We start from the raw sequence: 11,952 nt of genomic DNA, 5'->3' as shown, positions 1-11,952 counted from the left end.
AAGCTCCGCTGAAAAGAAGAACAAAGGACTAAAATGTTTAGCCCTTTGTCAAGATGCGCATCTTTTTAGTTGGTTTGATCTAGCCATTTGACAGCCTGATCAAGGAAGGTGGTTTTGCTTAGTGCTGTTCCTCCCTGAAGCATAGGATCAACGACATTTTCATTGATGTGTCCATTTTTCACAGCTTTTAGGCTGTTCCAAATTTTATTTCCCTCTAAGTCCTTCAATGCATTTGGATTCGATGAGTTTTCCTCTTGGGAGAATTGAACAAAGATATAATCAGGATTGAGTTCACCTAGGCGTTCCAATGAAATCATTGCTTGTGCTTTGGCTTTTTTGATATCACTTGGTGCTGTAAATCCTAAGTCCCCATATAAAGTAGAGTTGAAGTATACGTCTTCAGGGTACACGTACAGGTCGCCCTGTCTAATGCGTAAAATGACAGCTGTTTTGTTGTTGCTTTTGTCTTTCAGGGTTTCTTTCGCTTGTTTGAGATCTTTCTGATAATCAGAAATGATGCTTTTCGCTTCTTCACTTTTTCCAGTCAGTTCACCGAGTAATAAAAGGTTGCTTTTCCAGTCGGAAGAGACATGTGATACTGGGATCGTCGTTTGAACTTTATCTATTTTTTTAATTGTTGCAGGCGGGAACTTGGTTGATCCGAGTATCACGTCTGGTTTTAGTTTTAAGATTTTTTCTAGGTTCGGTTCAGTTTTTTCCCCAATGCCTTCTGTTTTTGCTGTAATGTCTTTAAATAATTCCGGGAAATTGCCGCCTACAGTAGAAGCCCCAATAGGCTGGATACCAAGTAGTTTTGCATCTTCCATCGATTCTAGGCTTCCAGCAATGACGACTCTTTTCACTGGTGTTTTGAGTTTGTACGTTTGATCTAAATATTTGATGTTTGTTTCTGCTGCTTCAGCTGACTTGCTTTTGGTTGTGTTGGAAGCCGGTTTATTTTCTGCAGCACCACAGGCTGCTGCGGTGATCGTCATGATACAAAGGATAAGCAATGCGAACCATTTTTTCATTTGTTTTCTCCTTTAACTGATAATTGTTCTCAATTAAAGATTGTAGTAGTCATTCGTCCTTTTATCCATAGACAATGATCTGTCTAGTGATGGACTTTTTACGGAAAAAAAGATAAAAGGTCCTGAATGACTCGTTGATGACTGGCTGCTGTGTATTCACGCCAAGGGTCAGAAGCGAGTGGATAGACGGCTTGTTGCGTCACAGCCTTGAGATTTTGCCAAGCCTCCTGTTGCTTTAATTTTTGATAAAAAGCAATGGTTTTTGGTTCTTTATGCAACAAGAGGAAGATGGCATCTGGGTCTAACTGCTGTATAGAGTGAATGCTGATTTTTTTTTCGATGAGCTGGCCATCATTCTGAAAAGCTGGCAGAAGGCCAATGTCATGAAAAATTACTTCTGACATGGTGCGATTGACAGATAAGTAGAGCTGATCTTGAAAGATACGAAGAGGCAGGACGGTTCTTGGTGGATGATCAATAACGCATGCCTTTTTCGCTTGATTAACGAGTTTTTCGTAATGAAACAGCCATTCTTCTGCTTCTCTTGTTTCGTTTAAGAACAGAGCTATTTGTCTGAATTGAGTGCGCCAATCCAATTGTGTGAATGGAGCAAAGTGCACAGGACAGATGGTTTTCAACACTTGTTTTTCTTCCTCTGTCACATGATCATTTGCAATGATCAGCTCAGGTTGTGCTTCCTTCAATTGCTGTAAATTGGCTTCAGCGTGTTCGTTGATACGATGTGCACTCAGATGAATCGGAATTTCTTCTGCATAATGCTCAAAATCATGTGCTGTCCATTTAGGGTGAAGAGGGGCAGCATATGGGATGATATGAATGGGTGTGAGCTGCCCGAGTATGGAATGACCATAGGCAGCCATTTTCCGTTGACGGCTTTTCATATAAGCAGAAGGAGTGATACCCGTTTTTTTCTTAAAGATGCGGCTAAAGTAATAGGGGTCTTGATAGCCGATGTCCTGTGCAATGTCTTTGAGCTTTGCATGACCTTTTGCCATGAACTGTTTGGCTCTAGCCAGTCTTTTCTTGGTGATATAATCAGTGACACTCACATCAAAATGCTTTTTAAATAACTCGCTGTAATGATTGGCGCTGATACCAGCCATATGAGATAGACTTGTAAGGCTGAGAGGTTCTTCGGAATGTTGATCGATATATTGTTTTGTTTTGAAAAGGGCGTGTGTTGTGTCACAAATGTCTTCTTTATGCAGTGTGAAAAGCTGCAGGATGAGCTGTTGAAAAAGGGTTTGGCTTCTAAAAAAGCTAATGGATTCAGGTTTTTGCCATTCTGTTGTCATGTCGGACAGTAAAGAATGAATGTGTTCAATCGAGCTAATATCGATAAATTGCCATACATTCAGTAAAGATTGGGCTTGTTCAGTTGATACTTCTTCTATGCTTTGACCTTGTGGCGTGTACATCTGAAAGCGAAACAGATAGAGCTCGTGTTTTTGATGTGGCTCTGTTTTCAACATAAATGTTTCCCCAGGCATCATCGTATAGAGTGTCAGATTTTTCAATCGCCATCTTTGATCATTCAATGTAAGTAAACCGCTGCCGCTTATGTTAAAGAGGAGGCAGAAAGTATCTGAAAACTGCTGCTCCGTATGTGGAAGATCTGCATTATTTATTTTTTCAGTATATGTTAATCGATAAATGCATTGTTCAGCATTTACCTTTGTACATAATTGATGATTGTTTCCCATAAAACCACCTGATCTCTTATTAATTGATAAATATTCTCAATTGAATTGTATCAGAAAGAGCTGGAAAATGGTGTGTTTATTCTGTCAAAAAAGCACCCTGATGGAGATCAGGGTGCGTAGGGTGTAGAGAAATACTTGCATTCGTTGTCCGTCCTGCGCATGTGATAAGGGCAATCTTTTGAGATAGATCACTATGTTTCGTGTGTTCACTAGCTTTTTTCCATGTCTGTGGTTGTTAAAGGATCATCATGATAGAGTGCAAAACGAAAAGCATAATTCATCAGCACCGGCAAAACGGACGTATGTCCTTCTTCAGGGAACTCGTGATAGGCAGTATGCAAGCCGTATGACGATAAAGGCAACATACGATTTGCTAGTGAATTGGCATGATCATTCATTTGACATGGATGATGTTTTTCTAACTCACCTACACCTACAAGCAGCCTGACATCCATAGGCACCTGACGTATATAGTTGGTGAATTGGTGTTCTTTTTCTAGAAATAATTTTTTGTTCCAGTGGATAGAAGGGCTCCCTGCAATATATGTCTGATAAGCATCAGGGTGCTCAAATAGTGTGTGTAATACAAAAAGACCACCAAGAGAATGCCCAAACAGTGTTTGACGACTTTGGTTGATCGGAAAGCGTTGTTCGATATAGGGCTTTACCGTCATTTCTAAAAAAGAAAAGAAAGTAGAAGCGCCGCCATATGTATGGTTGGAGAAGTCCTTTCTTTTCCTCCCAATGGAAGCATCAGGGGCGGTAAAAGTGAGATCATAATGCCTAAGCGGATGATAGGATTCTTCTGTTTGATAGCCAATTCCAACAATGATTGCAGGTATGATTCCTGTTTTTTCAGGTCTTCTTGACTGTAAACGAATGGCTTCGACCATTGTGCCAAAAAGCGAATTTCCATCAAGTACGTACATGACTGGAAAACCAGCCGCTGGAGGAGTAGCATTCGGTTTAAATATAAAAAGTCTGTATGGGTGTGCTGTGATATCCAGTTGCTCCGTCCCAGGTATAAAAAAGGGACGGCTTTCTCCGAAAAGTGAATTCTCAGTACCCATTCCTTCAGGGTGTTTCAACATATATAAAAATTCCCTTCCTCAAAATGATCCTCATATGGTGATAAAAGCAGACTTGTGAATATTGGTTGGATGAGAGTATTACTTGAAAACTTCAAATGAAAATGATTCTCAATTATCATGTGAGCAAACCAAATAATAATAGCTATTAATTATAAAGTCAAATGTTCATAAAGTTATGTAAATGTTAATTTCGCCCAATTCATTGATGCGGCCTGCTCTGCTTCTATATTTTGCGTAGGCAGCCGGTCATCGAGAAGTTCCGCCATACCAAGCACCGTCCTTTCATACAAAAATACACTACTCTTCTTTTTAACATTTTCATTCATAACAAAATGAAATGGTCAGTCGGGGTTCTGCTAGAGAGCGTGTTGAAAGAGGAGGGGCTGTTTTAAAAGTGACGAAATAACATATAACATCAAAAATGAGGCAATAAAAAAAGTAAGGGAGGTACCCTTACTTTTTGATCGTATCTGTCAACACTAGTTAATTAAAATCCATCTGTGACATCATATTCGTAACGGATATCGGCTTTGACATTGCTTATAGTAGATCTCGCCGTAGCTTTTGCGTTGTACTTAAAGTTCCATTTTTGAGCGACTCTTAATTGATCTTCCAGAGATATACGATAAGAACCACTTGTTGCAGAGGAGAAAAGTGATTGATACCAAATGTTACTTTCACTATCCATTAATTTGTGTGTGACATTCCCTTGGTTGGGTGTTTGAGTACTAGTTGTCGTAATCGATTTAACGATTGCACTTTTAGGAATAGAAGAATTGTTCGTTAAATCCATTGTAATGACAGAAGAATCAACCCCTAAAAAATTTAAAGAAGAATTTCCCAAGTTTGTAGCCGTCCCCGTAAAATTGAATGTCCCATTTCCAGATTTAATACGATCTTGAATGGAAACAGTAAAATACATATTCCCTGTATATGTACCACGGGTCACTTTCACAAAATAAGTTTCTGAAGTTGAAGTCACGTCACCAGTATTTGCAAAAATAAAGGGTGTGACTGAATCAGGATTAATGACTCTGGACCTTCCGTCCGAATTTTTTGAATTATACACCTCGATTTTCATACCTGTATATTGCTTATTATACGAACTTCGGACATAAACTCTTTCACCTTTATTGATCGTAAACTGATAATACGCTTCATTTTCACCTTCAGGTAAGATTGTCGTGTCTGAACGACTATTTTTCCAATATCCCATTGAACTTGCAGTGTTAGGACTGTTATTCCCCGTAATTGCTGCTTCTGCTGACGTAGGTGCGAAAAAACTAGTAACAAGCGCCAATAATAATGCTGGTAATAATAAACGTTTAAAGATCGTATTTGTCATATATTAACCCTCCTTGTAATAATTACTATATCGACATTAAACTAACAAATTTTAACTGAAATGCCGATATATTTAATAATCACTATTTTCTTAAAAAAGGAGAATCAAAATGAATATTAATACGTCATACACAGCCAGTGCTTCAAACAATCTGAACCAAATAGACTCTAAAGGCCAATCAGCTATTAAAAGTACAAATGAAGTGATGACCGAATCTGATAGACGGATGAAAATATTAGATGAAAAATACGAAAAAATAAATGAACAAAATAAACGATTCAAAGATCCTCATGGTCATATATTTGATAAGTATCGAAATCCATACTCTCCTTATTTCAGAAGTGACCTAACCAAACCAGAAAGAGAAGCGGCTTACTCTATTGAAATTGGCTGGGCTAATAATGGAACAGGAGGACATTATAATTCTAATGATGCCGCCTTCCGTAATGAAAAACGGTACGATCCTACCCAGGAAAGTGTAGAAAAGAAACTATTAAATCGTCAAAAGGTGAATGAACAACTGCAAGCTTTGTTTTCTACCAATGGTTTGAACATTCCTAAAAACGCCAATTTAACTTTTACCATTGACCCAAATCATTTCAAATTAGTGGTGAGTGGATCAACTGATGAATCACTGATCAAACAAATAGAAGACATATTAAATACAAGCAACAATACAAGAGAACTATTTTTCCATATTATGAAAAGTAGAAATGATGATTCGACTCAATTCACGCCGGATTCACTTGCAAAGTTCCACCTTGTCAATCAAATTAAAACGGTGACAGGCTACAATTTAAAAGATTTAAGCATTGTAAACGGTCAATTTGTAACGGATACCGGAGCGAATATTTTTGATATCTACAAAGAAGAACTTCTGAAAAACCCATACACAGCAGAAAATGCCCGTATTGCTGCATCACATTATGGTGCACAGCTCTTTGACTTAGCCAAAAACGGATATGATTCTATTCCCGATTTGGTGTTATCTATTGGGTATGAAAACGGGTCTTTATATGACATTGGACAAAAGGTGAATTACGGAGTTAAGAAAACGATAGATTAAAAAACGCACCTGATATTTTCAATATTTGATCATGTGCGTGTACATGCCATGTTGGAGTATCGATCACATGTGTGAACAACAGCTACAAATTCCATTAGCGATACAAAGGACTCTATAACAATTTATGTTACAGAGTCTTTTCTATTTGAAGTGTGTTGTTTCGCTGTTCAACAAAACATCGACATGGTAATTTTGACTATAGTTGATGTTTTTCACTTTTTTATTGATGAAAATGTTAAAATGATGAGTAGCGTATTTTTTTATGAAAGGACGGTGCTTGGCATGACGGAACTTCTCGATGACCGGCTGCCGCCGCAAAATATAGAAGCCGAGCAGGCCGTATTAGGTGCTGTTTTTTTAGAACCATCTGCGCTAACGCTCGCTTCTGAAGTATTAATTCCAGAGGATTTCTATAGAATGTCGCATCAAAAGATTTACAATGCGATGCTTGTACTTGGTGATAGAGGGGAACCGGTTGACCTTGTCACGGTGACATCAGAACTTGCCAATACAGACTTACTAGAAGAGGTAGGCGGGATTTCGTATTTAACCGATATTGCGAACTCTGTCCCAACTGCCGCAAACATTGAATATTATGCAAAAATCGTGGAAGAAAAATCTATTTTAAGACGTCTGATCCGTACAGCAACAACCATTGCACAGGATGGATATACGCGTGAGGATGAAGTAGAAGATCTATTGAGTGATGCTGAAAAAACCATTATGGAAGTGGCTCAGCGTAAAAACTCAGGAGCTTTCCAAAACATTAAAGACGTTCTTGTTCAGACATATGATAATATTGAACAGCTTCATAATCGAAAAGGTGATATCACTGGGATTCCAACGGGTTTCTCAGAGCTTGACCGCATGACAGCTGGCTTCCAGCGAAATGACTTGATTATTGTAGCGGCTCGTCCGTCCGTAGGGAAAACAGCCTTTGCGTTAAATATTGCACAAAACGTCGCGACCAAGACAGATGAAAGTGTCGCCATCTTTAGTTTAGAGATGGGCGCTGAGCAGCTGGTCATGCGTATGCTTTGTGCCGAGGGAAATATCAATGCACAAAACCTAAGAACCGGTAACCTCACAGAAGAGGACTGGGGTAAGCTGACAATGGCGATGGGTTCGCTATCAAACAGTGGGATTTTCATTGATGATACACCTGGCATTAGAGTCAGTGAAATTCGCTCGAAATGCCGCCGTTTGAAGCAAGAAAACGGGCTTGGCATGATCCTGATTGACTACTTACAGCTCATCCAAGGGAGTGGACGATCAAGCGATAACCGTCAGCAAGAGGTATCTGAAATTTCTAGGGCTTTAAAGTCACTAGCAAGAGAACTTGAAGTGCCGGTCATTGCCTTATCACAGCTTTCTCGTGGGGTAGAGCAGCGTCAGGACAAACGTCCGATGATGTCTGATATTCGTGAATCAGGAAGTATTGAGCAGGATGCCGATATTGTGGCGTTCCTTTATCGTGATGATTACTATGACAAAGAATCAGAGAATAAGAACATTATTGAAATTATTATTGCGAAACAGCGTAACGGTCCAGTTGGAACGGTATCACTGGCTTTCGTGAAAGAATATAACAAATTCGTCAACTTAGAAAGAAGATTTGACGATGCGGGTGTTCCGCCCGGTGCTTAAAGCCCAGCTCAAGAAGCTGGGCTTTTTTGATCCATCTACATCGAAAGAATGACTGAAAAACATTCGAAATGAGGAGGAGAGACAGAAATACAGATCGTATACTAAAGGGAGAAAAGGAGTGATGACTGATGAAGTTTCAACAATTCGAAGCCGCTCAATTACGCATCGCACGTCCGACCGTCAACATGAAAGAGGTTGTTTCTTTTTATGAAGAAGGTTTAGGGCTGAAACGAATTGGCTCATTTGATCAGCATGAAGGGTATGATGGGGTCATGCTTGGGCTTCCTCACCAGCATGTTCATCTGGAAATCACCAAACATGAAGAAGACGAAAGCTTGCCTGTTCCCCACCCAGAGCAGCTGCTTGTATTCTATATTCCGAATGAAGAAGAATTTCAGCAGATGAAAAAGAGACTGATCGCATTTGGTGGACGGCATGTCACCTCTACGAACCCGTACTGGGATCGAGGAGGCGTGACGATTGAAGATCCAGATGGATATCGAGTGGTGCTCATGAATACAGAAGGAATTACACCTGATTAAGAAAGACTCCCATCTCGTGGGAGCCTTTTTTGTTAGGAACGAGGCGTGACACGGAGCTTCAGTTCTTTTAGTCCATACATACCGCTGCTTGTCATTGGGACGTAAGAGAGAAGCTCTAGTGATTCATATCGTGACTGTATGGCTTTGATGGCAGTGCAGGCTTCTAGGCGAGCAAGTGGTGCGCCTAGGCAGAAATGAATGCCGTGGCCGAAGCCAATATGAGGATTAGGGTGCCTGTGTATATCGTACTCATGTGCGTTTGGAAATTGACGCTCATCCCGGTTCGCAGAAGCAAGAAAGACAATCACACTGTCTCCCTTTTTCAAGACTTTCCCTCCAAGTTCGGTGTCTTCTGTGACATACCGGACAATTGTAGGCGCAGGGGCACGAAAACGGACAGCCTCCTCCACAGCTCGAGGAATGAGGTCAGGTGATTGAGCGAGCGCTTCATACGACCCCGGATTTTCTAACAAACTAAAGATCATATTGGAGATCAGGTTGGTGGTCGTTTCGTTGCCTGCTAACAGGAGAAGATTGCAGAAAGGAATTAATTCGTCTGCGGACAGCTTATCTCCATCTTCCTCCGCTTGGATTAAAAGCGAAATCAAATCCTCACTAAGGTTCTGCCGCTTCTCTTCAATGATGTCAGCAAAAAACGCCATCATGTCCGCTTCGCTTTGATCCCGTGTTTTTTGCCATTCAACGACATCTTTTTCATGTTCACTTTTAGGCATGCTGACGAGGATATCGGACCATTCTTTAAAGGGTTGTTTATGTTCTGTTGGCACACCTAAAAGCTCTGCAATGACTATCACAGGAAGCGGATAGGAGATGTCTTGAACAAGATCAATCTCTTCCTTACCTTCTATTTGTCCAATGAGATCATCCATTAACTCTTGAATGCGTGGTTCCCACAATTTCATCACCCGGGGTGTAAAAGCTTTGCTCACAATGGAACGGATTCGTGTATGTTTTGGCGGGTCCATCATGACCATTGTTTTCATCAGTGAATGTTTCCGGTGGTCTTGAGGAGGTTGACTAGAAAAGGTATCTTTATCGATGGTGACGCGCTTTGCTTCTTCATAGGTGAAGACACTCCATGTTTGGCTGTGTTCATCAAAATGAACAGGAGATTCTTGACGCATTTTGGCGTACCAATCAAATGGGTGATACGGGTCCTGCTTATTTTTCCCTCTTAATAACGCTTTTTGAACGGCACTAGGTGTTGTTGTTTCCATGATCATCACTCCTTATGGGTTGTCAGATGATTCCTTTTTTTTACTGTGTTAGATTTAAAGGTAATTCATCAGGAGAAAGGATTCAACCAACAGAAAAGCGAAATCTGTTGAAGAAAATGGGAAGGGGAGAGCGGCTTGTGGCGGACTGCTACAGAGGGGATAAGCGCGCAACTGAATCAAAGCAACAATTAAGAAAAGCATTATTTCAGTTATTAAAGGAGAAGGAATGGGGGAAGATTTCTGTACAAGATTTGACGAACAAGGCAGGGATCCATCGCACAACCTTCTATCAGCATTATGAGGATAAGTTTGACTTAGCTCAGCAGGTCATGGATGAGATGTTTGATGTCATGAAAACCGCTATTTTTGCTCCTGTACATGAAAATGAGTGGAAGAGCGACCATGCAGCATATGTGTATATTTATCGCTTTTATCAGCATTTGCAGGAACATGAAGAGGAGTATCAGATTCTCTTGAAAAGGGGAAAAGAGCTTAATATTCATCAGACGGCCAGTGCTTTTTTTGAAGAAAGCTTTACTTTGGGGCTCGAAGAAGTTACAGGTTCACCACCTGATCCACAACACGTTCCTCTCGAAATGCAGAAGCAATTTGTCATTTCTGCTTATGTTGGAACAGCTGAGTGGTGGCTGAGAAAAGGTAGACCATATTCACCCGACTTTATGGCAAGTTCGATGATTCAATTGATTGAAAATCACTGAACAAACGGAAATGAGAAAAACAGTAATTTTGATCGAAATCTTCTTGTTTAAGCGTAGAATGAGCAATTAAAGCGCTTTTCCTCACATGTAAAACGAACAAAATTTGATTTCGAGATATTAATGTTCGGATTTCACGTTGACTTTTTCATTGTCCATTGATAAAATAAATGTGTTTGAAAGAGATAACGTTTTGAAAGGTTAACGGAGGTGCACGATATGTCTTCAGTAGTCGTAGTAGGTACGCAGTGGGGTGACGAAGGGAAAGGGAAAATTACCGATTTCCTTTCAGAAAATGCAGAGGTGATTGCCCGTTATCAAGGGGGAAACAATGCAGGTCACACAATCAAATTTGATGGAGTGACTTACAAGCTACACCTCATTCCGTCCGGTATTTTTTACAAAGAGAAAACTTGTGTCATCGGTAATGGAATGGTGGTTGATCCTAAAGCGTTGGTCACTGAGCTTGCGTATCTTCACGAACGGAATGTGAGTACAGATAACCTCAGAATCAGCAATAGAGCCCATGTCATTCTGCCTTATCACTTAAAATTGGACGAGGTAGAAGAAGAGCGGAAAGGGGCTAACAAGATCGGTACGACGAAAAAAGGAATCGGACCAGCTTATATGGACAAAGCTGCCCGCGTCGGAATCCGTATCGCAGATTTATTAGATCGTGAAGTATTTGAAGAGAAGCTTGCCCGTAATCTAGAAGAGAAAAATCGTCTTTTAGAGAAAATGTACGACACAGAAGGCTTCAAAATTGAAGATATTTTAGATGAGTATTATGAATATGGTCAGCAAGTGAAAAAATATGTCGTGGACACATCTGTTGTATTGAACGATGCTCTAGATGAAGGCCGCCGTGTTCTTTTTGAAGGGGCACAAGGCGTTATGCTTGATATCGATCAAGGGACATATCCGTTCGTGACGTCATCTAACCCAGTGGCTGGAGGCGTGACGATTGGTTCTGGTGTAGGTCCTACGAAAATTCAACATGTGGTCGGCGTATCAAAAGCTTACACAACTCGTGTAGGTGATGGCCCATTCCCGACAGAACTCCATGATGAAATTGGCGATCAAATCCGTGAAGTTGGCCGTGAATACGGTACGACAACTGGCCGCCCGCGCCGTGTTGGTTGGTTTGACAGTGTTGTTGTCCGTCATGCGCGCCGTGTGAGCGGAATTACAGATTTATCTCTTAACTCCATCGATGTACTAACAGGGATTGAGAAATTGAAAATCTGTGTTGCTTATAAATTGAACGGAGAAATCACTGAAGAATTCCCAGCAAGTCTAAATGAATTAGCGAAATGTGAACCTGTCTACGAAGAAATGCCAGGTTGGACAGAGGATATTACAGGCGTGAAGAATTTAAGTGAACTGCCTGCAAATGCCCGTCATTACTTAGAGCGCATTTCACAATTAACAGGTATTCCACTTTCTATTTTCTCAGTCGGACCAGACCGTTCCCAAACGAACGTTGTCCGCAGCGTGTACCGTCCATCATTATAGACTGATCAGACACCAGTAAAATTACACATTTTACTGG

General features: G+C 40.6%; 10 protein-coding genes. 5 read left to right on the top strand and 5 right to left on the bottom strand.

What is annotated here, in order from left to right:
• Positions 1-65: 65 nt before the first annotated feature.
• From ID12_RS04665 to ID12_RS04650, 4 genes are all read right to left on the bottom strand, one after another.
• Entirely contained in the window at positions 66-1,031 is a 966-nt protein-coding gene (locus ID12_RS04665) for an iron-hydroxamate ABC transporter substrate-binding protein (RefSeq protein WP_050826809.1), read from the bottom strand.
• A 98-nt stretch (positions 1,032-1,129) separates the two neighbouring features.
• Entirely contained in the window at positions 1,130-2,755 is a 1,626-nt protein-coding gene (locus ID12_RS04660) for an ABC transporter substrate-binding protein (protein ID WP_050826808.1), read from the bottom strand.
• Positions 2,756-2,964: 209 nt separating this feature from the next.
• Complete coding sequence (locus ID12_RS04655) at positions 2,965-3,846, bottom strand: alpha/beta hydrolase (protein ID WP_007497413.1); 882 nt, start codon at positions 3,844-3,846, stop codon at positions 2,965-2,967.
• A gap of 487 nt (positions 3,847-4,333) precedes the next feature.
• The gene (locus ID12_RS04650; protein ID WP_050826807.1) at positions 4,334-5,191 is read right to left on the bottom strand and encodes a hypothetical protein; all 858 of its coding nucleotides are present in this window, start codon (positions 5,189-5,191) and stop codon (positions 4,334-4,336) included.
• Between the two features lie 109 nt (positions 5,192-5,300).
• Between ID12_RS04650 and ID12_RS04645 the strand changes: the two genes are divergently transcribed.
• From ID12_RS04645 to ID12_RS04635, 3 genes are all read left to right on the top strand, one after another.
• Positions 5,301-6,257: a DUF4885 family protein gene (locus ID12_RS04645; protein WP_046344900.1), complete on the top strand. Its 957-nt coding sequence runs from the start codon at positions 5,301-5,303 to the stop codon at positions 6,255-6,257.
• Positions 6,258-6,539: 282 nt separating this feature from the next.
• Entirely contained in the window at positions 6,540-7,904 is a 1,365-nt protein-coding gene (gene dnaB, locus ID12_RS04640; protein WP_003214779.1) for a replicative DNA helicase, read from the top strand.
• Positions 7,905-8,032: 128 nt separating this feature from the next.
• Positions 8,033-8,446: a VOC family protein gene (locus ID12_RS04635; protein ID WP_008347509.1), complete on the top strand. Its 414-nt coding sequence runs from the start codon at positions 8,033-8,035 to the stop codon at positions 8,444-8,446.
• Between the two features lie 32 nt (positions 8,447-8,478).
• Here ID12_RS04635 and ID12_RS04630 read toward each other — a convergent pair whose 3' ends face one another.
• Positions 8,479-9,684: a cytochrome P450 gene (locus ID12_RS04630; RefSeq protein ID WP_050826806.1), complete on the bottom strand. Its 1,206-nt coding sequence runs from the start codon at positions 9,682-9,684 to the stop codon at positions 8,479-8,481.
• Between the two features lie 137 nt (positions 9,685-9,821).
• On the opposite strand from ID12_RS04630, the gene ID12_RS04625 reads away from it, so the two are divergent.
• Positions 9,822-10,403 (top strand): TetR/AcrR family transcriptional regulator, encoded by a 582-nt coding sequence (locus ID12_RS04625; RefSeq protein WP_304414256.1) that lies wholly within the window; start codon positions 9,822-9,824, stop codon positions 10,401-10,403.
• A 216-nt stretch (positions 10,404-10,619) separates the two neighbouring features.
• Positions 10,620-11,915 carry an adenylosuccinate synthase gene (locus tag ID12_RS04620; protein WP_007497400.1) on the top strand — a complete coding sequence of 432 codons (1,296 nt, stop codon included), beginning with the start codon at positions 10,620-10,622 and terminating at the stop codon, positions 11,913-11,915.
• Positions 11,916-11,952: the final 37 nt, after the last annotated feature.

It is taken from the genome of Bacillus altitudinis (assembly GCF_001191605.1).
In the GTDB taxonomy this organism is placed as follows: Bacteria; Bacillota; Bacilli; order Bacillales; family Bacillaceae; genus Bacillus; species Bacillus altitudinis.
Note: the sequence above shows the minus strand (reverse complement) of the source record. Positions and strands in the feature narration are given on the sequence as shown.